Source organism: Streptomyces sp. NBC_00989 (genome assembly GCF_045162655.1).
Taxonomy (GTDB): domain Bacteria; phylum Actinomycetota; class Actinomycetes; order Streptomycetales; family Streptomycetaceae; genus Streptomyces.
Window position 1 is genome coordinate 9,801,984 of the sequence record NZ_CP108728.1, and the last position, 22,917, is coordinate 9,824,900.

At 70.6% G+C, this 22,917-nt stretch carries 20 protein-coding genes; 15 read left to right on the forward strand and 5 right to left on the reverse strand.

The annotated features are described in order from the left end of the window. Positions 1-141 precede the first annotated feature (141 nt). The 5 genes from OG714_RS44075 to OG714_RS44095 form a co-directional block, all read right to left on the reverse strand. Positions 142-924: a hypothetical protein gene (locus tag OG714_RS44075; RefSeq protein WP_328935010.1), complete on the reverse strand. Its 783-nt coding sequence runs from the start codon at positions 922-924 to the stop codon at positions 142-144. 116 nt (positions 925-1,040) lie between these two features. After that, complete coding sequence (locus OG714_RS44080; protein ID WP_406129620.1) at positions 1,041-2,825, reverse strand: copper resistance CopC/CopD family protein; 1,785 nt, start codon at positions 2,823-2,825, stop codon at positions 1,041-1,043. Between the two features lie 113 nt (positions 2,826-2,938). After that, positions 2,939-3,313, reverse strand: coding sequence for a hypothetical protein (locus OG714_RS44085; protein WP_406129621.1), 375 nt, complete (start codon positions 3,311-3,313; stop codon positions 2,939-2,941). Positions 3,314-4,165: 852 nt separating this feature from the next. Next, positions 4,166-4,288, reverse strand: coding sequence for a hypothetical protein (locus OG714_RS44090; protein WP_328935013.1), 123 nt, complete (start codon positions 4,286-4,288; stop codon positions 4,166-4,168). 45 nt (positions 4,289-4,333) lie between these two features. Then, positions 4,334-5,362 (reverse strand): DNA-directed RNA polymerase subunit alpha, encoded by a 1,029-nt coding sequence (locus OG714_RS44095; RefSeq protein WP_406129623.1) that lies wholly within the window; start codon positions 5,360-5,362, stop codon positions 4,334-4,336. 332 nt (positions 5,363-5,694) lie between these two features. Here OG714_RS44095 and OG714_RS44100 point away from each other — a divergent pair, with 332 nt between their 5' ends. From OG714_RS44100 to OG714_RS44170, 15 genes are all read left to right on the forward strand, one after another. Beyond that, positions 5,695-5,958: a hypothetical protein gene (locus tag OG714_RS44100; RefSeq protein ID WP_328935015.1), complete on the forward strand. Its 264-nt coding sequence runs from the start codon at positions 5,695-5,697 to the stop codon at positions 5,956-5,958. Continuing rightward, positions 5,958-8,255, forward strand: a complete 2,298-nt coding sequence (locus tag OG714_RS44105) for a heavy metal translocating P-type ATPase (protein WP_406129625.1) — start codon at positions 5,958-5,960, stop codon at positions 8,253-8,255. The genes OG714_RS44100 and OG714_RS44105 overlap by 1 nt, the downstream gene beginning before the upstream one ends. Further along, the gene (locus OG714_RS44110; protein ID WP_406129626.1) at positions 8,252-8,791 is read left to right on the forward strand and encodes a copper chaperone PCu(A)C; all 540 of its coding nucleotides are present in this window, start codon (positions 8,252-8,254) and stop codon (positions 8,789-8,791) included. Before OG714_RS44105 ends, OG714_RS44110 begins: the two co-directional genes overlap by 4 nt. A 134-nt stretch (positions 8,792-8,925) precedes the next feature. After that, a complete protein-coding gene (locus OG714_RS44115) occupies positions 8,926-9,606 on the forward strand; it encodes a hypothetical protein (protein WP_406129628.1) in 681 nt (226 codons plus the stop codon). A 212-nt stretch (positions 9,607-9,818) separates the two neighbouring features. Next, positions 9,819-10,427: a sigma-70 family RNA polymerase sigma factor gene (locus OG714_RS44120; RefSeq protein ID WP_406129630.1), complete on the forward strand. Its 609-nt coding sequence runs from the start codon at positions 9,819-9,821 to the stop codon at positions 10,425-10,427. A gap of 232 nt (positions 10,428-10,659) precedes the next feature. Continuing rightward, positions 10,660-11,289 (forward strand): ATP-binding cassette domain-containing protein, encoded by a 630-nt coding sequence (locus OG714_RS44125; RefSeq protein WP_406129632.1) that lies wholly within the window; start codon positions 10,660-10,662, stop codon positions 11,287-11,289. A 95-nt stretch (positions 11,290-11,384) separates the two neighbouring features. Beyond that, entirely contained in the window at positions 11,385-12,137 is a 753-nt protein-coding gene (locus OG714_RS44130; RefSeq protein WP_406129634.1) for an aspartyl/asparaginyl beta-hydroxylase domain-containing protein, read from the forward strand. Positions 12,138-12,344: 207 nt separating this feature from the next. After that, entirely contained in the window at positions 12,345-13,715 is a 1,371-nt protein-coding gene (locus tag OG714_RS44135; RefSeq protein ID WP_406129636.1) for an MFS transporter, read from the forward strand. Between the two features lie 72 nt (positions 13,716-13,787). Further along, the gene (locus OG714_RS44140) at positions 13,788-14,897 is read left to right on the forward strand and encodes a beta-ketoacyl-ACP synthase III (RefSeq protein ID WP_406129637.1); all 1,110 of its coding nucleotides are present in this window, start codon (positions 13,788-13,790) and stop codon (positions 14,895-14,897) included. Next, positions 14,894-15,133 (forward strand): acyl carrier protein, encoded by a 240-nt coding sequence (locus tag OG714_RS44145; protein WP_019072994.1) that lies wholly within the window; start codon positions 14,894-14,896, stop codon positions 15,131-15,133. Before OG714_RS44140 ends, OG714_RS44145 begins: the two co-directional genes overlap by 4 nt. Positions 15,134-15,203: 70 nt before the next feature. Beyond that, on the forward strand, positions 15,204-16,094 hold the full coding sequence (locus tag OG714_RS44150; RefSeq protein ID WP_406129639.1) for a TauD/TfdA dioxygenase family protein: 891 nt from the start codon (positions 15,204-15,206) through the stop codon (positions 16,092-16,094). Then, the gene (locus OG714_RS44155) at positions 16,091-16,648 is read left to right on the forward strand and encodes an FcoT family thioesterase (protein WP_406129640.1); all 558 of its coding nucleotides are present in this window, start codon (positions 16,091-16,093) and stop codon (positions 16,646-16,648) included. Before OG714_RS44150 ends, OG714_RS44155 begins: the two co-directional genes overlap by 4 nt. Positions 16,649-16,665: 17 nt before the next feature. After that, complete coding sequence (locus tag OG714_RS44160) at positions 16,666-18,252, forward strand: fatty acid--CoA ligase (protein ID WP_406129642.1); 1,587 nt, start codon at positions 16,666-16,668, stop codon at positions 18,250-18,252. Positions 18,253-18,315: 63 nt separating this feature from the next. Beyond that, complete coding sequence (locus OG714_RS44165; RefSeq protein WP_406129643.1) at positions 18,316-18,573, forward strand: phosphopantetheine-binding protein; 258 nt, start codon at positions 18,316-18,318, stop codon at positions 18,571-18,573. Next, a complete protein-coding gene (locus tag OG714_RS44170; protein WP_406129645.1) occupies positions 18,560-22,840 on the forward strand; it encodes an amino acid adenylation domain-containing protein in 4,281 nt (1,426 codons plus the stop codon). Before OG714_RS44165 ends, OG714_RS44170 begins: the two co-directional genes overlap by 14 nt. Positions 22,841-22,917: the final 77 nt, after the last annotated feature.

Genomic DNA, 22,917 nt, shown 5'->3' on the forward strand with positions numbered 1-22,917 from the left:
GGCGGGGCCGTGGCCTGCATCGGCACGTCGAAACGGCCGACATCAGGACCCGGCCCGGGCCGGAGCTGGAGAGAAGGGGGCCGACGGCATACGGGCACGTCGACCATCCGCCTGTCCCCAGGCCCCCGCGGCCCGCCGGATTCAGACCGGGATCACGGTCCTACGGCGAGCAGGGATCGGGAGGGAGACGGGCGGCTGACTGCCGAACAGGCCCGGCGGCGGACCTCGGCGCACGACCGCGTACCTCAACGAGGCGGGCGTCGGCCGACAGCGCTCCTCACCGCCGGAGGCGGGCCCGCACGACGAGGGCCCGGGCTCGGGCACCGTACGGAAGAGGACCCGGCAGACCCGGCGCAGCGGCGCGAACACGACCGCCGCGAGAGCACCGCCGATGCGGTGGGCCGCCGTCTCACCCCGCCACAGCCACAGCCCGCAGACTGCGGCGGCCAGCAGGTGCGCCAGAAGCATCCCGGTGGAGCCCAGGCGAGGCAGACCGGACGCGAGCGGTGAGCCGGAGGGCATCGTCATGGATGCGGAGGGCATTCCCATGGACCCCGAGTGGTGCATCGCCGTGTCCATGTGGAGGGATGCCGCGTCGGGGGCGTGGGCCAACTGGTGGGCGAGGGCGAACAGCAGGTGCAGCAGCCCCTGGGCGACGACCGTGGCGCCGACCACCGCTGCGGCGCCCCGCTCCCGCCCGGTCAGCCACCAGGCGCCCGAGACCGTTCCGGCGAACGCGTAGGCGATGGCCCACCAGGGCAGCGTGTCCCCGGACATGAGCGCGTGGCCCAGCGAGGTCGTGGTCACGCAGACGGCCGCGAACATCGCGGCCCGCATCAGCCGCGGGACGTCGACGGCACCTCCGCCGGCAGTGGACGCACCCGGCCCGGGGCTCGGTCCGCCGCGGCGGCTCCCCTGGGGCATCCGGTCACTCCTCGACATCAACGGCCTTGTTCCGGCTCGCCGTTACGTACGGACGGCCGGGCGGTCGTGTTCACGCGGCGCTACCAGGACACCCCGCGTGCTGAGGTGCCGGTGGGTCACCGGGCGACCTTCACGGTCTTCGACACGGTGACCTGGTCGATGTCGGAGACGCGGACCGTGGCCTTCATGGTCCAGGTGCCGGCGATCGGGAGGTTGAGGGAGTCGCTGCCCCAGTAGCCGCGTTCGTCGACGAGGTGGGCGTCCAGCGGGCCGATGTGCTGGTCGGCGAGAGTGAAGGTCAGCCGTAGTTCGGGGATGGAGACGGGACTGTCGTCGGCGCCGTAGACGATCGCCTCCACCACGTTCCGGCCGACCCGGCCCGGTTCCAGCGTGACCTGCACCTTGCCGCGTCCGGACAGGGTGTTCTTTCCGGTGTCGTACGGGATCAGGGTCAGGGACACCTCGGGCTGCCCGGCCACCGAAGCGGCAGAGGCGGTCTCGGTGGCACGGCCCGTCTCGGTGCCGGTCAGCGCCGTCGTCAGCACGAGAACCAGCACACCGACCGCCACCTCGGCCAGGACGGACCTGCGCAGACCGCGCCGCTGCGTCTGCGGTCCGGCGGAACCGTCGTCGCCCCCGTGAGCGGTGGGAAGGCTCTCGCCGTGTCCCACGGCCACCAGCACCCGCTCCTGCTGCGGAGCGTGAAGGAGGCGGGCGGTCCAGCGCCGCGAGTACGAGGCCGCCAGCAGCATCACCAGCACGCCCCAGATCTTGAAGACGAGGATCCTGCCGTAGGTCGTGGAGAACGCGTCCCAGGAGCCCAGCCCGCGCCAGGACTGGTAGACACCGGTGACGGCCAGCACGGCCACCGAGACCAGGGCGATGCGGGAGAAGCGGGCGACGGCAGCGGGCGGGAGGGGATCGTCGTCCGGCGCCCGGTACAGCGCGAGCAGGAGCGCGGCCAGCCCTCCGAGCCATACCGCCATGGCCAGCAGATGCAGCACGGCGGAGGCCACGGCCACGGGTACCTGGATCCCGACGGACGCGTGCTCGGCCGCCGCCCACGTGGCGGCCAGGCCCAGGACGAGCACGCCAGCACCGGCGAGGGTGCTGCGGCCGGGCATCTGCTCCACCCGCCGGTTCCGCACCGCCACGGCCACCACCACAAGCAGCATCAACCGGGCCAGCAGCGCGAGTCCGGGCCGGCTGTCTGCCGTCTGCCGCAGCGCGCCCGGGTCGAACACGCCGCTCAGCCCGTCACCGCTGTCGTAGGGCCCGCGCAACAGCACCAGCAGCACCGTGGACACGGACAGCGTCCACCAGCCGATCAGGAACGGGCGGCGCACCACGCGCGCGGCCGTGGCCGAACGCCAGCAGGCCACGACGAACACGGCGAGACCGATCAGCAGCGCCAGCCCGGCGTAGGCGACGTAGCGGCCGACGCCGTACAACGCGCCGACGGTGGGATCCACGGCCGGCGGGGGAGTGGCGGCGGCGCGGGTCGCCGACGGCTTGCCGACGGAGAAGGTGAAAGCACCGGACACCGCGTGGCTGTCCGCCGACACCACCCGCCAGGACGCCGTGTACGTGCCCTGCGCCAGTCCGCTCACCAGCGGCACGCTGTCTGTGTTGCCCCGCCCGCCCGCGTGCCGGGGATCGCCGTCCGTCACCGGCCGGTTGTCGGGGTCGAGCACCCGCAGGGAGTCCTCCACGAGGGCGACCGACTCGTCGAATGTCACGGTGATCTGCCTCGGCGCGGACTTCAGCACGCTGTTCTCGCGAGGGTCGCTTCCGGTCAGCACCGCGTGCGCCGAGGCGGGAGCCGCACCTTGGAGGAGGGTACAGACAAGGACGGCGACCACCACCAGGAGAGAGCCGAACGTGCGCCGTCGGTTGGTCACTTGTCCTTGCACCACGCCATGTCTCCGGGGCCGGTTGCTGTGTCACGGATACGTACGCAGGTGTATGGCGCCACGCTCACTTCGGCGATGCCCGACCAGCGGGCATTCTGCGCTCATGTGCGGTGACGGTCCGGCGAGCCTGGTTCCCGACTGCGCGCGGGTCGGTCGCGCCGCGCTCGCGTTACCCGCCTGGCGACCTTGAACGCGAGCGCCGGGGAGCCGACGAGAAGGGCCGACGCCGCCAAGGTGTGCCAGGGACCAGGGAGCCCGACGCCGCGCAGGATGAGCGAGCCCGAAACGCAGAGGAACCAGGACGTGCCCACGAGGGCGGACGAGGCCGCAACCACCGGGAGGCTCAGGGCGTCGTACGAACTGTCGCGTCCGGCCGTACCCAGTAGCACCAGCAGCCACAACCCCACCAGCACCACGAGCACGGCGGTGAACACGGCGGTGGGGAAGCCGACCGCGATGTCGGCGATCTCGCGCACTGGTCAACTCCGAACTGCCCGGGCTCCCGTCGTTGACGCACCGATCGTGCCTCCGACACCGGCACGATTGCACCTTCAAGAGCCGACGGCGCTTAACGAGTGGCCATCCGGCCTGCTGGACGCTATGCGCAGCAGCCATCGACAGGCCCGGGGACACCGGTGGAAACCTGAGGATTGCCTGAGGAAGGCATGAGCCCGCCCATCCCGCACACACCGTCGTGCAGCAGCCACCGCCGCGAGGGAACTGACTTCCCCAATGCCCCGACACCCACGGCGACGGGCGGCTCGACCTCTGGACCGAGTTGGACGAGTCGGTCGACGATGGACGGTCACTGCCGCACCGCTCCCTGCCGGAATCCTCACCGGTCCTGGTGGGAGGCGGTGCGCGTCGCGCAATGGGGGTGGAGGCTCTGGCATGAGTGGCGGGAGCCTGGAACATGATCGATTGCGTGATGCAGGCCGGGCCGCTGGAGCGTGCATGATGGCCGCCGAGGCGAGACCGTCTCCACAGCGGCTGATGCGCTCAGGATCGGGTCCCCTTCGCATTCCGGCACGCTTCAAGATCATTTGATGGATCCTTGTTGTCCATCTGCTTCACCACGCCAACCAGTGCTTGAACGGAGGTGACGAACTGACCTGCCGTGCCCACTGCGCACGCCAGGTCCTTGCTCGTCCCGGCAATGGCGTTCGCTCGCCCTCCTCGCCGACGCGGCCCCGGCCTCCGCCCACTCCGGTGCACCTGCCTGACGACAGCGGGAGGTCCGGGGCATGCCGGTGCTGCCCGTGTCCCGCCGTTCGGAGGGCTGGGTCATGGCACCGGCACGGTCTCCTGGCGGGTGGTGACCCGGTGGGTCACCCCATCAGTCCCTCGGTGCTGCTTGCGGCCTTGCCCTTGTCGGTGCGGGCGGTCTTGGTCGGGGAGCCGACGAGCGTCGTGCGGAAGTAGTGGTGGGAAAAGTCGCCCCACTTGCTCATCCTCTAAGGCGCCACCAAGCATCATCGACGTGACAAAGTGCCCATTCAGTACTTCTCGGTCTCAAGGAAGTCCGTGTCCGTATCGTCACCGGGACTCAGGGCAGTACTACCGAAGGCAGCGCGCGGGTCGAATCCGGGGGGGCTGTCTTTGAAAGCCAGGCCCATGCCGGCCAGCTTCGCCTTGACCTCGTCGATGGACTTCGCACCGAAGTTGCGGATGTCCAGGAGGTCGGCCTCGGAACGCGCCACGAGCTCACCCACGGAGTGGATGCCCTCGCGCTTGAGGCAGTTGTAGGAGCGGACGGTGAGTTCCAGCTCCTCGATCGGCAGGGCGAGATCAGCGGCTAGGGCGGTGTCCACGGGGGACGGGCCCATGTCGATGCCCTCGGCGTCGATGTTCAGCTCGCGGGCGAGACCGAACAGCTCGACCAGGGTCTTGCCGGCCGACGCCATGGCGTCGCGCGGCCGCATGGCCTGCTTGGTCTCGACGTCGACGATGAGCTTGTCGAAGTCGGTGCGCTGCTCGACACGCGTGGCCTCGACCTTGTACGTGACCTTCAGCACGGGCGAGTAGATCGAGTCGACCGGGATGCGCCCGATCTCCTGACCGACCTGCTTGTTCTGCACGGCGGAGACGTAGCCGCGACCGCGCTCGACGGTCAGCTCCATCTCCAGCTTGCCCTTGCTGTTGAGCGTGGCGAGGACGAGGTCGGGGTTGTGTACCTCGACACCGGCCGGGGGCGCGATGTCGGCGGCGGTGACCAGACCCGGGCCCTGCTTGCGCAGGTACATCACGACCGGCTCGTCGTGCTCCGAGGAGACGACCAGCTGCTTGATGTTGAGGATCAGGTCGGTGACGTCCTCCTTGACGCCCGGCACGGTGGTGAACTCGTGCAGGACACCGTCGATCCGGATGCTGGTGACAGCAGCGCCGGGGATCGAGGAGAGGAGCGTACGACGCAGGGAGTTGCCGAGGGTGTAGCCGAAGCCCGGCTCCAGCGGCTCGATGACGAACCGGGATCGGAACTCGTCGACGACCTCTTCGGTGAGGGACGGACGCTGAGCGATCAGCACGTGGTGTTGCCTCCATTTTCGGCGCCCGCTATTTGACGCCGTAGACACCACGAAGGGTACGTCCGCCGCCTCCGACAGCAGTGACTGCACCACGCGCGGCCTCGGGATCGCAGGCTTGATCGTGGGTGCGCCGGGGTTGGCCGCAGCCGCGTTGGCCGTGGTGCGCGTGGGTTCGATCCGAGGGGCGGGGCGAGCGGAGCAATCGCCGCTGGTGTGACGTACGCCATGGTTAGACGCCGGAACTTGGTGCTTCGCCCTGCCGACTATTGGAGCGGAAGGGCTTCAACTGCCTTGTTTAGCAGGACGGTTCGATGCGACTAGGAAGGCTGGGCATGGCCGAGTTCCGACGGTCTTTGCGTCTCGTGGGTGTGATGCCCCGCAGGCTGCTGCCGCCGCCCGCGCTCTGCGGCTTCGTGCTGTTGCTCGTGCTGGTGTTCTCGGTGTCGTACGCCGTCGGATCGGCCGCCGGGCCGGTGGCGCCCGGTATGCGTGGCGCCGGGAGCGCTGGGACGGGCACCGGGGGAGACGGCGGCACCGGTGGCGGTAGCAGTGGTGGCATGGAAGACATGCCGGGGATGCACGGGAGCGGTGAGTGATGGCGGGCGAACCGGTGACGAGCCTGGTGGTCACGACGGACATCACCGTCGGCGGGATGACCTGCGCGGCCTGCGTCCGGCGGGTGGAGAAGAAGCTCGCCAAGCTGGAGGGTGTCACCGCGACGGTGAACCTGGCCACCGGGCTTGCCCGGGTCAGCCATCCCGAGAGTGTTCCGGTGGAGGACCTCGTCGCCGCGGTCGAGCAGGCCGGATACCAGGCCGCCCTGCCCCCGCCGCCCGCGCGAGAGGACGAGCCGACGGCTGTGGACGGCACTGACGGCGCCGATACCGCTGCCCGGCAGGAGCGCGAGCGGCTCATCGTCACTGCCCTGCTCGCGGTGCCAGTCCTGGTGCTGTCGATGGTGCCGGCCCTGCAGTTCCGCAACTGGCAGTGGCTGTGCTTCGCGCTGGCCTCCCCGGTCGCGGTGTGGAGCGCCTGGCCCTTCCACACCCGTGCGGTACGGGGGCTGCGTCATTCCACGGCCACCATGGACACGCTCGTCTCGCTGGGCGTCGTGGCGTCCTTCTCCTGGTCGGCGTACGCGCTGTTCCTCGGGGGAGCGGGCGATCCCGGGATGCGGATGCCGTTCAGTCTGCTGCCGTCCGCGTCGGTCGGGACGGCGCACGTCTATCTCGAAGCGGCGGTGAGCGTACCGCTGTTCGTGCTGACCGGGCGGTTTCTGGAGGCGCGCGCACGGCGCGGCACCGGCGCGGCCCTGCGGTCGCTGGCGGAACTGGCGGCCAAGGAGGTGTCCGTCCGTGACGAGCGCGGTGAGCGTGCCATCCCCATCGAACAACTGCGGGTCGGGCAGGTCTTCGTCGTGCGGCCGGGTGAGCGGGTGGCCACCGACGGGTGTGTGACGGAGGGCAGTTCCGCCGTGGACTTGTCGCTGGTCACAGGGGAGAGCGAGCCCGTCGAGGTGAGTCCAGGTTCGGCGCTGGTCGGCGGGGCCGTCAACGCCGGCGGGCTGCTGCTGGTGCGAGCCACCGCAGTCGGCGCGGACACCCAACTCGCCAGGATCACACGGCTGGTCACCGACGCGCAGGCGGGCAAGGCCCGCGCGCAGAGGCTTGCCGACGCGGTGGCCGGAGTTTTCGTACCCGTCGTGCTGAGCATCGCGGTGACCGTCCTCGGCTTCTGGCTCGGCGCCGGAGCCGACCCGCAGGCGGCGCTCACCGCCTGCGTGGCCGTCCTCGTGGTGGCCTGCCCGTGCGCGCTGGGTCTGGCCACGCCGACGGCGCTGATGGCAGCCACTGGACGCGGGGCCCAATTGGGCGTGCTGGTGAGCGGTCCTCAGACGCTGGAGGCGCTCCAACACGTGGACATGGCCGTGCTGGACAAGACCGGGACCTTGACCTCCGGCCACATGAGCGTTGCTCAAGTCACCGCGGCATCCGATGAGTTGGGGCAGGAGGACGTGCTGCGGCTGGCCGGGGCGGTAGAGCAGGGGTCCGAGCATCCGCTCGGCCGGGCGATCACCGCGTACGCGCGCCGCTCGGTGGGAGACGAACCGCTGCCCCCGGTGCGGGACTTCGTGGCCACACCGGGCCAGGGCGTCGAGGGCCTGGTGGACGGCCGTACGGTCGAAGTGGTCGTGCCGGACGGCGAGTTGCCCCATGTGCTGGCCGAGGCCCTGACGGCGGCCGAGGGCGCCGCGCACACGCCCGTCCTCGTGCGCGTCGACGGCCACGCCACTGCCCTGATCGCGGTTGGCGACCTCGTACGGCCCGGAAGCTACCGTGCCGTGGAGCAGCTTCGGCGCCTTGGTATCCGCCCGGTGCTCGCCACCGGCGACCGCAAGGCGCCCGCTCAGGCGGTGGCCGCCGCCCTCGGTATCGAGGACGTGCACGCCCGTTGTTCTCCCGAGGACAAGGCCGCTCTGGTACGGCAGTTGCAGGAGGAGGGCTACCGGGTCGCGGTCGTGGGTGACGGCGTGAACGACGCCGCCGCGCTCGCCGGCGCCGACCTGGGTATCGCCATGGGCACCGGCACGGACGTGGCCATCGGCGCCGCCGACCTGACCCTGGTGCGCGGGGATATCGAGGCGCTCGCCGACGCCGTACGGCTGGCCCGGCGCACTCTCGGCACGATCCGCGCCAACCTTGTGTGGGCCTTCGGCTACAACGTCGTCACCGTGCCGCTCGCTATGGTCGGGTTGCTCAACCCCATGGTCGCCGCCGCCGCGATGTCCGCCAGTTCCGTGCTCGTGGTGTGCAACAGCCTGCGGCTGCGCGCCTGGCAGCCCTCTCCCGCACGCGGACGCGGGGCCCGATCGAGGAAGACCGGTGCCCGATGAGGCGGATCCTGACCCGGGTGTCGTCGCGGCTCGGCGACCGGCGGAAGCTGAGAGACGCCGCGCTGGCCGCCCTCGTGCCCGTCGCCGCGTGCAGTGTGGCTCTGGCGGGTCTGACCGCGTGGACGGGCACGGGCAAGGCCGGTACTCCGGCGCGCATACGCGTCACCGAGGGACGTCTCCTGCTGCCGTCCGCCGGCGCCGAGGAGACGGCGGCGTTCTTCCGCGTAGCCAACGAGGGCGGCTCGGCCGACCGCCTCATACGGGTCACCTCACCCCGCGCCCCCGGTGGCATCGCCCTCTCCCGGCACCGTATGACCGAGGGGAACGGGGCCTACAGCACCGCGGTCGACTCCGTCGACATTCCGGCGGGCGCGAGCCTCGCTATGTCGCCGACCGGAGTCGACCTGACGGTCTCTTCGGCCTCGGGCAAGTGGCGCTCGGGCGATCTCGTGCCCTTCACCTTGGAGTTCCGGCGCAGCGGGCGGATCACGGTGCTCGCCGTAGTCGTGCGTCCCGGCACCATCTCGTTCCAGTAGTCGTCCGGCATGGCCATCGAGTTCCCAGCGCTGTCATGTGACATGAGTCACTGCTTCTGGGGTGAGTAGAGAGCCCGGTGTGCGCCCGTACCCCCTGATGACGATCAGACGTCGGGTGCAAAGATGGGCGCGCTATGACTGTCGGAGGGTGGTTCCGCACGCTGCGGGCGGGTGTGTTCGCCGCCGCCTGCGTGCTGCTGGCCGCCCTCGGTCACGTGATGATGTCCGGCACTCCCGTCCCCTGGTGGACCATGGGCGGCGGCGCCGCCGCGACCGGCATGGCCGGCTGGTTCCTGGCCGGCCGTGAGCGCGGGCGCGGGCTGATCGTCACGGTCGTGGTCGCCGCCCAGACGGTGCTCCACGAGACGTTCTCCCTGGGCCAGAACCTGATGCCCGGGAGTGGTAACGCGCCGGCAGGCATGGGCGGAATGGACATGGGTTCCTCGGACACCATGTCCATGGATTCCATGGACATGAGCGGCATGGCTCACATGGCGCACGGCTCGGGCGGAATGGGGCACGCGCACACGATGACGGGCAGTGCCTCGCTCGGCATGCTCGCCGCGCACCTCCTCGCCGCTGTCCTGTGCGGGCTGTGGCTCGCGTACGGCGAACGCGCCGTCTTCCGCGTCCTGCGGGCGGCGGCTGCACGGCTGGTGGCTCCCCTGCGGATGCTGCTGGCGCTGCCGGTACCGGCTCGTCGCCCGTCCGTGCGCAGGCGCCGCACCGCCGCGTACCGGTCGTCTCTGGCCCATTTCCTTCTCTGCTACTCCGTCACCTCCCGGGGACCGCCCACGGGCCCCGCTGTCGTCTGAGACAGCCGGACCCACCGGGGGCTCACCCGCTCCTCGTCATACCGCGCTCCGGCGCGGATCTCCCCAGGGCTGCACACCTCTTCGTGCGGCCGACGAGCGCGCGACGAGCCCCAGGCATCGCCGTACCCATCGCGTACGGCCGCACCCCATGTGCCGGAGAGCCGTGCCCCATTGCGGGACGTCGGCCCCGGACGACCCGAGAAGGACACCACGTGATCACTTCTGTGCTGCCCCCTCCCCGCCGGGCGGAGCGTGCCGAGGCGGACGCCTCGGCCACCGCCTGGGCGCTTGCCGCCCGAAACGGCGATCCCCACGCGACCGAGCACTTCGTCCGTGCGCTCCATGGCGACGTACTGCGCTACGTCGCCCATCTCAGCGGCGACCCCCAGACCGCGCACGACCTCACCCAGGACACGTTCGTACGGGCCCTCGACAGCCTCCCGGGTTTCGAGGGCCGCGCCTCGGCCCGCACCTGGCTGCTGTCCATCGCCCGTCGCGCCGTGGCCGACAGTTTCCGCCGGGCCGCGGTCCGCCCGCGCCTGGCCGACGCGCACGACTGGCAACTGGCCCTGGAACGCACCCAGCCCTGCGACCTACCGGGCTTCGACGACGGCATCGCGCTCCTCGACCTGCTGGAGGCGCTGCCCGACGAGCGACGTGAGGCGTTCGTACTGACCCAGGTGGTCGGTCTGCCGTACGAGGAGGCGGCACGCTTCATCGGCTGCCCCGTCGGCACGATCCGATCCCGGGTCGCCCGGGCGCGGACCACCCTGGAACGCCTGCTGCGCGAAGCCGAGACCCAGGCCGTCCAGGCGGCGTGACGTGAAGGCCGGCGCCTCCCGGCAGGCGCCGGCCCTCACATGATCCTGTCGGCGATGCGGATACCAACGTGCTCACGGGAACTCGACAGATCGGCAGCACGACTACTGGGACGTGCGACAGAACAGAAGGCGATCCCCACGGCTCGCACCGACGTACACGGTGTCGCCGTACGACGTACCCGCGTTGGACGTACATCTCAGGGCGGTGATCTGGGCGCCGAACGTGCCGAGCGTGTCTCTTGACGTACCTGCCGGAGAGCGGGTGGCGCTGTCCGGTACGGCCGCCGGGACGCTTACGGCGCTGCTGCGCGCGGTGACCGGCCTGCACCCCGTGACCGGCGGAGTGATCACGGTGGGCGGTCGGGACACCCGGACGCCCGCCGAGCGGGCGTGGCGGAGCAGGGCGTGCGCGTGGCTGCCGAGTGACCCTGGCGTGACCGGGCGCACGGTGCCGGCCGCCACCGTACTGGCGCGCAGCGCACACCCGGCCGCGGCTGCGCAGGCCGCCGAACGGCTGGGAGTGGGGAGGCTCGTGGCCCGCCCGCTGCGCAGTCTCACGCGACGTCAGGTGAAGCTGCTGCACCTGGCGCGTGTCATCGGCTGTGTGGCTCTGGGCGCGGGCGTACTGCTGGCGGACGATCCGACCGCCGGGCTGACCGCGGCCGACCGGGAGACACTGGCGGATCTGCTCGCAGGGCTGCCCGTGACCCTGATGGTGTCGACCGACGACCCGGTACTCACCGTGCTGTGCGGCCTTCGGGTGGACATCGCCATGCCGCTACCGGCGCAGGGCACCGCGCCGCCCGTCCCGTGTGCCGAGCCACCCGGAACTACCAACTCCCTTTCATTTCAGTTGAGTTGATGGAAAGTTGCGGGAACTCATCCCGCCCCGCCCCCGACTACTAGTGCGACGGCTCGACCCCGCGCAGGGCCGTGGCACCGGTCAGGGAGGTCCGTATGACGCCAGAGATAGAGGACGCCTTCGCGGCGATCAGAGCCGAGCACGGCGCGGACGCGATCACCCGCGTCGAGCGCATGCTGGAGCCCGGCGGAGGCGGACCGCGGCACCCGCTCCAGAAGGGCGCCAAGTGGATCATGCCGGGACTGTCTCAGGCTCCGTGGCACGACCCCTACGCCTATCCCGAACTGCTCCCGGTGGTCGAGGCACTGGAATCGGCCCACCCGGCCGTCAAGGAAGAACTGAACTCCGCCTGGACGGTCCGGCGTGAGGTGTTCTCCGACTACGAGCACTACCTGACCCGGCAGGAGGACTGGCAGGCCCTCTACCTCTACCGGGGTGGAAACCTGGTCGAGGAATCGGCCGACACGGTGCCGACCGCGTACAAGGTGCTCAAAGAGTTCGCCGTCGACACCGGGACGATCTGCCCACTACTGGAATCCCATTTCTCCACACTGCTGCCCGGGGCTTCGATCGCCCCGCATTGCGACCTGTGGAACTTCAGCATCAACCTGCATCTCGCCGTCGACATTCCGGACGGGTGCAGCATCACCGTGGCAGGTCAGACCCGCACCTGGCGGGAAGGCTGCTGCCTGCTCTTCGACTACTCCTTCGAGCATGAGGCGCGCAATGACGGGAAAAGACCGCGGACGTGCCTGCTCGTCGACCTGTGGCACCCGGAAACGACCCTTCCCGAACGGCAGGCTCTGGTTGCTCTCATCACGGAGATAAGGCGCCTGATGGGGGAGTGACAGATACCTGAAAAGGCTCAGGAAAAGCAACCGGCAGTTCTGTGCTGCTGGTTCGGAGTGCTGCCCGAAAGGCAAATCAATGCCTCTCTGTGACTTTCCATTTCGGCCATTCTCAAGCCTTCTTCCGGCTGTTATCGTGGCCGAAATTCCTCGACGCATTCGATATGCGTCGGCGTTTTCCATCCATGCCTGGGGAGGGATCGACTGATGCACGCCCGGCTGTCCCTGCTCGTGCTGGCACTGGCCCAGCTGGTCATCGCGCTCGACTACAACATCGTCTATGTGGCGCTCCCCGAGATAGGCGCGGGCCTCGACTTCTCCGCCCATGACCTGCAATGGGTGGTGAGCGCCTACGTCGTGACGACGGGTGGCTTCCTGCTGCTGGGCGGACGGGCGGCGGATCTGCTCGGCCGCCGTCGGACGTTCGTCACGGCGGCGCTGATCTATGCGGGCTCCTCCCTGGTGGGAGGGTTCACGGAGTCCCCCGGCGCGCTCGTCGCCGTCCGGGCCGTGCAGGGCATCGGCGGATCGCTGCTGTTCCCGGCCACGCTCTCCCTGATCAACACGATCTACGAGGAGGGGCCCGCCCGGAACCGCGCTCTGGCGGTGTGGGGCGCGGCGGGGGCCGGCGGCCTGTGTTTCGGATCCCTGCTCGGCGGTGTGCTCGTGGAAGCGTTCGGCTGGCCGTCGGTGTTCTTCGTCAACGTCCCCATCGCGGTGGGCATCGCCTGGGCAGGACGGGCCCTGTTCCCCGCGGACGCAGTGCGGACCGCCACTCGGCGGTTCGACGTGGCGGGCGCTCTGGCCGCGACCGGCGGCATCACCCTTCTGGTGTTCCTGCTGGTGCACGCGCCGGAAGCCGGCTGGACCAGTACGCCCGCCCTGGTGAGCGCCGGTCTCTCGCTCACCCTGCTGTGCTGCTTCGCTGTCGTCGAGACCCGCTCGCGCGATCCACTGGTCCCGGCGAGGCTGTTCGCCCACCGGGGTCTGTTCTCCGCGATGGCCGTCACCGCGCTCTACAGCGCGACCTTCAGTTCACTGCCGTACTTCCTGACCCTCTACTTCCAGACCGTGCGCGGCTACAGCGCGCTCCTGACCGGGCTCGCCTTCCTCGTCCCGGCCGTGGTGACCGCCATCGGCACCCAGGTCGGCGAACGGGCGGTGGCGCTGATCGGCGTGCGCCGCATGCTGGCCGCCGGCATGGCCCTGGGGGCGGCCGGGGCCGTCGCGCTCGGACTCGCACTCACCGGCGAGGGCTCGTACCCGCTGCTGCTGCCCGGCATCGTGCTGCTGGGCCTCGGCCAGGGGGCCGCGTGGACCGGCATGTGGATCGTCGCCGCGTCCGGGGTCGCGCCCGAGGACCAGGGCGTGGCGTCCGGGCTGGCCTCCACCAGTCTCCAGGTGGGCGGCGCGGTTGGCCTCGCCCTGCTCGTGGCGCTCGCGGGCGGCGTCGGACAGAGCCCGCCCGGTGACGCCCTGCTGAACGGGATCCGGATCGCCGTGTTCGCGATAGCGGCCGGTATCGGCTGCGGCGTGCTGCTGACCTTCGCCCTGCGCAGAACGGCTCCGGCCGGATAGGCCGAGTCCGCCCCTCGACATCCCGGGGCCGACGGCCCGTCACCCCCGTACCGCACACTCAGGAGAACCGTTGTGCCCGTACACACCTCCAGCACGTCCGCTCCGGCCGCCGTCCTGTGCGGAGTGGCCGGATGGGTGCCGCCCCGTGTCGTCACCAACGACGAACTCGCCGAACGGCTGGACACCGACGACACCTGGATCCGCACCCGCACAGGGATCCGCTGTCGCCACATTGCCAAACCGGGCCAGGCCACCTCCGACCTGGCCGTCGAGGCCGGCCGACTGGCCCTGCGCAACGCCGGACTCGACCCGGCCGAGACGAACCGTGGTGGGACGGATCCGGTCGACGCCGTGATCGTCACCACGACCACACCCGACCGCCCCTGCCCGGCTACCGCGCCCGCGGTCGCCGCGCGACTCGGTCTGAACGGGGTGGCGGCCTTCGATGTCGGCGCGGTGTGCACCGGATTCGTCTACGGCCTCGCCACGGCGGCAGGGCTGATCGCCTCCGGTGTCGCGGCACGGGTCCTGCTGATCGGTGCCGACACCTACTCCACCATCGTGGACCCGCTGGACCGGGCCAACGCGATCATCTTCGGGGACGGCGCCGGAGCCGTCGTCCTGCGCGCCGGAGACGAAGACGAACCGGGCGCCATAGGCCACTTCGACCTCGGCAGTGACGGCACGCACGAGGACCTGATCATGGTCGCAGCGGGGGGCTCCCGCGGGCGCTCCGCCGAAGGCGAACCCACCCGCGCGGAGCGGCACTTCGCGATGCGCGGCAACGAGGTCTACCGGCACGCGGTGACCCGCATGGCCGCCTCCGCCCGCGCCACCCTGACCAGCGCCGGGTGGAAGACCGACGACGTCGACCACTTCGTGCCCCACCAGGCCAACCTGCGCATCCTGCACTCAGTCGCCGACGACCTCGGCCTGCCCCGGGAACGCTGCGTCGCCAACGTCGACGCCGTGGGCAACACCGGTGCCGCCTCCATCCCGCTCGCCCTCGCCGACGCCGCCGCCCGGCGCGTGCTCCGCCCCGGCGACCGGCTCCTCCTCACCGCCTTCGGCGGCGGACTCACTTGGGGCTCTTGCCTGCTGACCTGGCCGGAACTGCCGCCGCCCATCCGAACCCACGACCCCTTCGTCCCGCATCACACAGGAGATGACACCCTGTCATGAGTGCTACCACCTATGACCAGTTGGTCGAGATCATCACCAGACTCCACGACACCTCGGCCGACCGGTTCACGCCCGAGGCGACCTTCGCCGACCTCGACGTCGACTCGCTGACGATGGTCGAGATCAGCATCCGCATCGAGCGCGACCTCGGCGTCACCGTCCACGACAGCGAACTGCGGCCCACCCTCACCCTCGCGGACACAGCGGAGTTGATCGACGCGAGACAGACCGTCTGACCCCCCGACACAGGTCGCCCGAACCACTCCGACCTCCTACGACCACCATGCACCCGAAAGGCACCCTCACGTGAAGATCACCGACCAGCCCGGCACGTTTCTCGGCGCGAGCGTCGAGGGCTTCGACCACGCCACCGCCTCCGACGTCGACGTCGAGTGGCTCAAGCAGACCGTCTACACGAAGAAGATCGCGGTCCTGAAGGGCCAGGACCTGACTCCCGAGCAGTTCCTGGCGCTCGGTGAGCGCCTCGGCCGCCCCGAGACCTACTACGAGCCCATGTACCAGCACCCGGAGGTCCCGGAGATATTCGTCTCCTCCAACGTGCCGGAGAACGGCAAGCAGATAGGCGTGCCGAAGACCGGCAAGTTCTGGCACGCCGACTACCAGTTCATGCCCGACCCCTTCGGCCTCACCCTCATCCACCCGCAGGTCGTCCCGGAGAAGAACCGCGGCACGTACTTCATCGACATGGGCCGGGCGTACGAGAAGCTGCCGGTCGAGCTGAAGAGGGACATCGAGGGCACCTTCTGCCGGCACTCCGTCCGCAAGTACTTCAAGATCCGCCCGCACGACGTCTACCGCCCGATCTCCGAGATCATCGAGGAGGTCGAGACCAAGACCCCGGCCGTCCGCCAGCCCACCACCTTCACCCACCCCCTCACCGGCGAGACCGTCCTCTACATCAGCGAGGGCTTCACCGTCGGCATCGAGGACACGGACGGCAACCCGCTCGACGACGAACTCCTCAAGCGCCTGTTCGACGCCACGGGCCAGCTCGACGAGACCTTCGAGCACGACAACATCCACCTGCAGAGCTTCGAGAAGGGCGACCTGCTGGTCTGGGACAACCGCAGCCTCATCCACCGCGCCCGCCACACCACCACACCCGAGCCGACCGTCTCGTACCGCGTCACCGTCCACGACGACCGCAAGCTGCACGACGGGATCCAGGCCGCGTGAGCGCGCCCGCCGCCGACCGCACCGGGACCGCCTCGCCGCGGCGCTCGTACCCCACGGACGAGGAGCTGCTGACCCGCGTGCTCGTGCCCTACAAGGCGCACTGCAAGTACCTGAAGAGCGCCCTCGTCACGGCGGGAGCAGGAGCCGGACTCGCCTCGGCGCGCTGCGAGTTCGCGATCCCGGAGTCCTGTTACATCGACGACACCGGCCACCTGAACTCGGTCGAGGCCAACATCGCCTACAACCAGATGATGTATTACCTGGTCGCCAAGTCCGTAGGGGAAGGACTCCTGACCGGGTTCGAGACCTGGACCCTGGACGACTTCTGGCGCCACCAGCTCCCGGACATCCTCATCGCCCGTTTCGCCGGCACCTTCCGCCGCCCGGTCACCCCCCGTTCTTTCCAAGGGGAGTTGGCGTTCCGCTCCGTCACCCGGCGTGCCCCCGGTGGCGCCAGCCCGTTCCTGCACGCCGAGACGTCGTACCGCTACTGGGACGCCGACGGCGGCCGGAGCGACGGCGAGGCGACCCTCGCCTTCGTCAACATCCCCTGAACACCGAAGGACTGCCCATGGAGACATCCACGGCGACACAGCCGCCGGCGGCCGACCGGATCCATCACCCCGAACTGCGCACCCTCGTCCAGACCGCCCGCTTCCACGCCGAGCACCAACCCGACATCCTCGCCGTGCTCTGCGAGGGCCGCAGCCTGACGTACGGCGATCTGCACCGCGAGAGCAACCGCATCGCCCGCGCTCTGCAGGCCGCCGGACTCGCACCGGGCGACCGGGTCGCCTACCTGGGCAAGGAGTCCGAGCACTACTACGAGATCCTCTTCGCCTGCGCCAAGAGCGGCACCGTGCTCGTGCCCGTCAACTGGCGGCTCACCGCGCCAGAGGTCAGCCACATCCTCCAGGACTCCGGCACCCGACTCCTCTTCCTGGAGGACGAGTTCAGACCGGTCGTGGCGGGTATGCCGACCGCGCCACCTGAAACGGTCGTACCGCTCGGGGAGTTGGAGCAGTGGCGTCAGCAACACCCGGTCGATAAAGCGGAGTTCGATCCGACTCCCGACACTCCTGTTGCCCAGCTCTACACCAGCGGCACCACCGGCCTGCCCAAGGGGGTGGTGCTCGCGCACCGTAGCTTCTTCGCGATCCGTGACGCCCTGGCGAGCGAGGGTCTCGACTGGATCGACTGGCGTTCCGGAGACATCGCCTTGGTCGGCATCCCTGGCTTCCACGTCGGCGGCCTGTGGTGGGCCACCCAGAACTTCAACGCGGGCACGACCGTCGTCGCGATGCGCGCGTTCGCCGCCCGCCCGGCCGTCGACCTCATCCGCGACCTCGGCATCACCACCGCCTGTGTCGTCCCGGCCATGCTCCGCATGATGCTCACCGAACCGGGCGTCAGCGCCGAGGACTTCGCCACGCTCCGCAAGACGGTCTACGGCGGCTCCCCGATCTCCGAGGCGCTGCTGGAGCAGAGCCTCGCCGTCCTGGACTGCGAGTTCGCCCAGATCTACGGCCTGACGGAGACCGGCAACACCGCCGTCTGCCTGCCCCCGGCCGCCCATGTCCCCGGCGGTCCTCTCATGCAGGCCGCCGGTCACCCCTACCCCGGCGTGCGCTCCAAAGTCATCGACGACCAAGGGCGCGAACTCCCGCCGGGCCAGGTCGGCGAGGTGTGCCTGCACACCCCCGCCCGCATGGTGGAGTACTGGGGCCTGCCCGAGAAAACGGCGGACACCCTCGTCGACGGCTGGATCCACACCGGAGACGCGGGATATGTCGACGAGGACGGTTACGTCTTCATCCGCGACCGGATCAAGGACGCCATCCTCGTCGCCGGCGAGAACGTGTACCCGGCCGAGATCGAGAACGTACTGGAAGGCCACCCCGGCGTCGCGGAGGCCGTCGTCGTCGGCGCCCCCGACGAACGCTGGGGCGAGTACGTGCACGCCTTCATCGTCCCGGCCCCTGACCAACAGCCCAGCCCCCGGGACCTGCACACCTTCCTCGTCCCGCAGCTCGCGAACTTCAAGCTGCCCGCCCGCTACGAGTTCATCGACAGCGTCCCGCGCAACCCCAGCGGCAAGATCCTCCGCCGCGAACTGCGCGACCGCCTCTGGACGGACGCCGACCGCAAGGTCAACTGACGTGCCGCACAACGCCCGTTCCTCACCCCCGCGCCCTCGTCGAGCCACCGAGAGAGAACCCGCATGCCTGAACCCCTCACCCCGGACAGCTTCCGCGCGGACCTGGCGGAGTGCCTGTTCCTGCCGCCCGACGAAATCGACCTGGAGGAGAGCCCGTTGGACGCGGGTCTGGACTCCCTGCGCATCGTCACCCTGCTGGAGCGGTGGCAGGCCGCCGGCGCCGACGTGACCTTCATCGACCTCGCCGAACGGACCTCCTTCGCCCAGTGGTGGCAACTGCTGGAAGAACGCCGGAAAGGAGCAGCACGTGCCGACACCTGACAGCACGTCAGCCGCCGGGCGTCACCCACTGCTGGCCGCCCAGGAGGGCATCTGGACAGGCCAGCAACTCGACGCGGACAGCCCCGCCTACAACACCGCCGAATACGTACGCATCGACGGGCCCGTGGACAGGGCGGTCTTCGACACCGCCCTGCACCACGTCGTCGCCGAGACCGAGGCCCTGAACGTCACCTTCGTCACCGACGACACCGGCCACCCCTGGCAGCTCGACACCCCGGCCGGCGACTGGCGCACCCACATCGCCGACCTCACCACCGAACCCGATCCCCACGCCGCGGCCCTGGCCTGGATGGACCAGGACATGGCCCGCCCCGTCGACCTCACCCGCGGCCCGGTCTTCGGCCACGCCCTGCTCAGAACCGGGCAGGAGCAGTACCTGTGGTACCACCGTGTCCACCACATCGCCCTCGACGGCTTCGGCCTCTCCCTGGTGGCCCGCCGCGTGGCCCAGGTCTACACGGCCCTCGTGGCGGGTGAACCCGTCCCGGACAGCGGCTTCGGCACCCTGGAGTCCGTCCGCGCCGAAGAGCTGGCCCACCGCGCGTCCGCCCGCCACACCAAGGACCGCGCCCACTGGACCGACCGTTACGCCGACCGCCCGCCGGTGGCCAGCCCGGCCGGCCGCTCCGCCCTCCCCGCCCGCACCTTCCACCGCCACGTCACCGACCTCGACGCGGCCTGGTCCGCCACCCTGCGCACGGTCGCCCGCGACCTGTCGGTGACGTGGTCCGAGGTGGTGCTCGCGGCGACCGTCGCCCACCTGCACCAGGTCACCGGCGCCCCGGAAATCGTCCTGAGCCTGCCCGCGATGGGCCGCCTCGGCTCGGTCTCCCTGCGTGTCCCCTGCATGGTGCGCAACATCCTGCCCCTGCGCGTGCCCGTCACCCCCGACGACACTCTGCGCGACCTTGCGCGCCGCGTCTCCCGCGAACTGCGCGCCGGACTGCCCCACCAGCGTTACCGCTACGAGCAGTTGCGGCGCGACCTGAAGCTCGTGGGCGGTCAGCGCCGACTGTCCGGGCCCGGCGTGAACATCATGCCGTTCGAGTACGACCTGCGGTTCGCCGGCCACCGCAGCACCGTCCACAACGTGTCGGCGGGACCGGTCGACGACCTGGCCGTCAACGTCTACGACCGCTCCGACGGCACCGGCCTGCGCATCGCCCTGGACGCCAATCCCGACCTGTATACCAGGACCGAGGTGGCCGGTTTCCAGGAGGGCCTGCTCGCTCTTCTCGACGGGGCGGTCGCCGCCCCCGACCGGCCGCTTCGAGAACTGGCGGGCACCTCCGCCGCCGGAGCCGTCCGCGTCCTGACCGGGGACCCGCTGCCCGCCCCCGCCCGCCCGGTGCTGAGCCTCATCGCCGACCACGCCGCCCGCCGGGGCACGGCCGTCGCCCTGGAGCACGCCGGGGACACCCTCACGTACGCCCAACTCTTCGGCACCGCACGGGACATGGCTCGCCGCGTGGCCGCCCGGGGCGTCGGCCGGGGCGATGTGGTGGCGGTGGCCCTGCCCCGGGGAATCGACGCCGTCACCGCCATCCTGGGCGTCCTGCTGTCGGGCGCCGCTTACTGCCCCCTCGACCCGAAGGCCCCCGCCGACCGCACGGCCCACCTCCTGGCCGACGCCGCTCCGGCGCTCGTGGTGACGACCGGCGACCGCGTGGCCAGCTTCCCGGAGCAGACCGTACTCGCCCTGGAACAGCCGGATTCCGAGCCCGCCACACCCACAGTGCCGTCGGCGCCCGAACTCGCGGACCTGGCGTACGTGCTGCACACCTCGGGATCCACCGGCCGCCCCAAGGGAGTGGAGATCGGCCACGACGCGCTGGCGCACTTCGTCGCGGCGGCCACGCACCGATACGGGATCCAACGGGGCGACCGCGTCCTGCAGTTCGCCCCACTGCACTTCGACGCCAGTGTGGAGGAACTCTTCCTCACCCTGTGCGCCGGCGGCACGCTGGTGATCCGCGCCGACGACATGACCGAGTCCGTGCCGCGCTTCCTGGACGAGTGCGCCCGCCTGCGCGTCAGCGTGCTGGACCTGCCCACCGCCTACTGGCACGAACTGGCCTACGCGCTCTCGACCGGCGCCGCCGAGCTGCCGGAGAACGTGCGGACCGTCGTCATCGGCGGCGAGGCGGCCCTGCCCGAACGGGTCGACCGCTGGCGCAAGGCCGTCGGCACGTCTGTCGCGCTGCTGAACACCTACGGACCGACCGAGGCCACTGTGGTCGCCACCGTCGCCGACCTGCACGACCCCACCCTCCCCCCGGGCGACGTACCCATCGGCCTGCCGCTGCCGGGCACCCGGGCAGCCGTCGTCAGCGGCGAGCTGTACCTGCTGGGCGCCGCCCTGGCCCGTGGCTACCGGGGCGAAGTACCGGACAGCTCCCGCTTCGCACCTCTCACCGCGCTTCCCGGCGCCCCCCGCGCCTACTGCACCGGCGACCTGGTTGACATCGGTGAGGACGGCCAACTCCGCTTCCTGGGGCGGGCGGACGACGAGTTCAAGATCAGCGGCCACCGGATCCAGCCCGCCGAGATCGAGAGCGCCCTGCTCACCCACCCCCGCGTCCGGGAGGCCGCCGTGGTGGGCCAGACCCTGCCCGACGGCACCCGGCGCCTGGCCGCTCATGTGGTCGCCGAGTCACCGGCGCCATCCGCGTCCGAGGTCAGGGAACACCTGCGGACCAGGCTGCCCGCCGCAATGATCCCCTCCGCGATCGAACTCCTCGACCGGCTGCCCCGCACGAGCTCAGGCAAGATCGACCGGGCCGCCCTGACCCGGACATCAGTGCCCCGACTCCCCACCACCGGCAGCCCCCTTGAGCGGAACGTCACTGCCGTCTGGCGACAGATCCTCGGCACGGACACCCTCGCCGTGGACGACGACGTGTTCGACCTGGGAGCCCAGTCCCTCCAGGCCATCCAGGCGGCCAACCGCCTCGGCGTCGAACTCGGCCGCGAGATACGGGTCGCGTGGCTCTTCCAGTACCCCACCGCCGCTGGGCTGGCCGGCTTCCTCGGCGAGAACGCCCAACCATCGTTCACACCGGCAGGACTCCCGCCGACCCTCCTCGCCGAAACCGCCCTCGACCCGGGCATCCGCCCCGGCATCAGCCGCGCCCCAGACGCCGCCCTCCGCCGCATCCTCCTCACCGGCGCGACCGGCTTCGTAGGCGTACACCTGCTGGCGCAACTGCTCACCGACACGTCGGCCGAGATCGTCTGCACGGTGCGGGCGAACGATCAAGCAGCAGCAACTACCCGCATCCGCAAGGCACTTGAACGTCACGGCATCGCCCTCGACGAGCGGGCACGCCACCGTGTCACCGCCCTCCCCGCCGACCTCGCCCGCCCCGACTTCGGCCTGACCCGCGACACGCTCGCCGACCTCGCCGCCACCTGCGACGCGATCTTCCACAACGCCGCGACCGTCAGCATCATGCGCGACTACGCCACCCTGCGCGCCGCCAACACCGAGTCCACCCGCCAACTGCTGCGCCTGGCCGCCGTACGCACGACACCCCTCCACTACGTCTCCACCCTGTCCGTAGCCCCGCCCGCGAGCCACAGCCCCGAGGTGCCGGAGGCATTCCTGCCGCCGCACGAGGGACTCCGCTACGGCTACCAGCAGTCGAAGTGGGCCTCGGAACGGCTGCTGGAGCAGGCGGCCGAGCGCGGTCTGCCGGTGACCGTGCACCGCCTGGGCCGGGTGGTCGGCCCGTCCGGCACGGGATACGTCAACGAGCGGGACTTCCTGTGGAGCGTGCTGCGGGCCGGCATCCCCGCCGGGATCGTCCCCGACCTGTTCGAGGACGAGGTCTGGACGCCCGTTGACTTCGTGGCCCGCTCCCTCGTCCACCTCTGCCTCACCCCCGGCCGTGCAGCCGGTCCGGTCTTCCACCACGCGACCCTGCCCCGGGTGCGGCTCGGTGACGTCTACGACTGGGTTCAGGAATACGGCTATCCGCTACGGCGACTGCCGCTGGCGCGCTGGCGCGAGCAACTGCCCCGCACGGCCGACGTCGCCGCCACGACGCTGGCCTTCTTCGATTCCGCCGACCGGGCCGCGCCGACCGACCTGCGCCTCGGCCACGTCCGGGCCGACAACGTCCGTGTCGGCCTGGAAGGCAGTGGCATCACCAGCCCGCCGGCCGACCGGGACCTTGTCTTCGGCTACCTGGACCACTGCGTCGCCGCGGGTGTGCTGCCCACTCCGGCAACAGCCGCCAAATAAGCGGGACTTGCCGGGAACTCGCAACCACCTCGCCCCGACTACTGCAACAGAACCCCTCAGCCCATGAGTAGACCCCG

Coding starts and splice junctions, on each gene's coding strand:
- OG714_RS44090 (WP_328935013.1), bottom strand. CDS start 4,288: ATGAGCAAGTGGGGCGACTTTTCCCACCACTACTTCCGCACGACGCTC.
- OG714_RS44105 (WP_406129625.1), top strand. CDS start 5,958: ATGGCGGGCGAACCGGTGACGAGCCTGGTGGTCACGACGGACATCACC.
- OG714_RS44160 (WP_406129642.1), top strand. CDS start 16,666: ATGGAGACATCCACGGCGACACAGCCGCCGGCGGCCGACCGGATCCAT.
- OG714_RS44130 (WP_406129634.1), top strand. CDS start 11,385: ATGACGCCAGAGATAGAGGACGCCTTCGCGGCGATCAGAGCCGAGCAC.
- OG714_RS44135 (WP_406129636.1), top strand. CDS start 12,345: ATGCACGCCCGGCTGTCCCTGCTCGTGCTGGCACTGGCCCAGCTGGTC.
- OG714_RS44165 (WP_406129643.1), top strand. CDS start 18,316: ATGCCTGAACCCCTCACCCCGGACAGCTTCCGCGCGGACCTGGCGGAG.
- OG714_RS44115 (WP_406129628.1), top strand. CDS start 8,926: ATGACTGTCGGAGGGTGGTTCCGCACGCTGCGGGCGGGTGTGTTCGCC.
- OG714_RS44110 (WP_406129626.1), top strand. CDS start 8,252: ATGAGGCGGATCCTGACCCGGGTGTCGTCGCGGCTCGGCGACCGGCGG.
- OG714_RS44100 (WP_328935015.1), top strand. CDS start 5,695: ATGGCCGAGTTCCGACGGTCTTTGCGTCTCGTGGGTGTGATGCCCCGC.
- OG714_RS44145 (WP_019072994.1), top strand. CDS start 14,894: ATGAGTGCTACCACCTATGACCAGTTGGTCGAGATCATCACCAGACTC.
- OG714_RS44075 (WP_328935010.1), bottom strand. CDS start 924: ATGCCCCAGGGGAGCCGCCGCGGCGGACCGAGCCCCGGGCCGGGTGCG.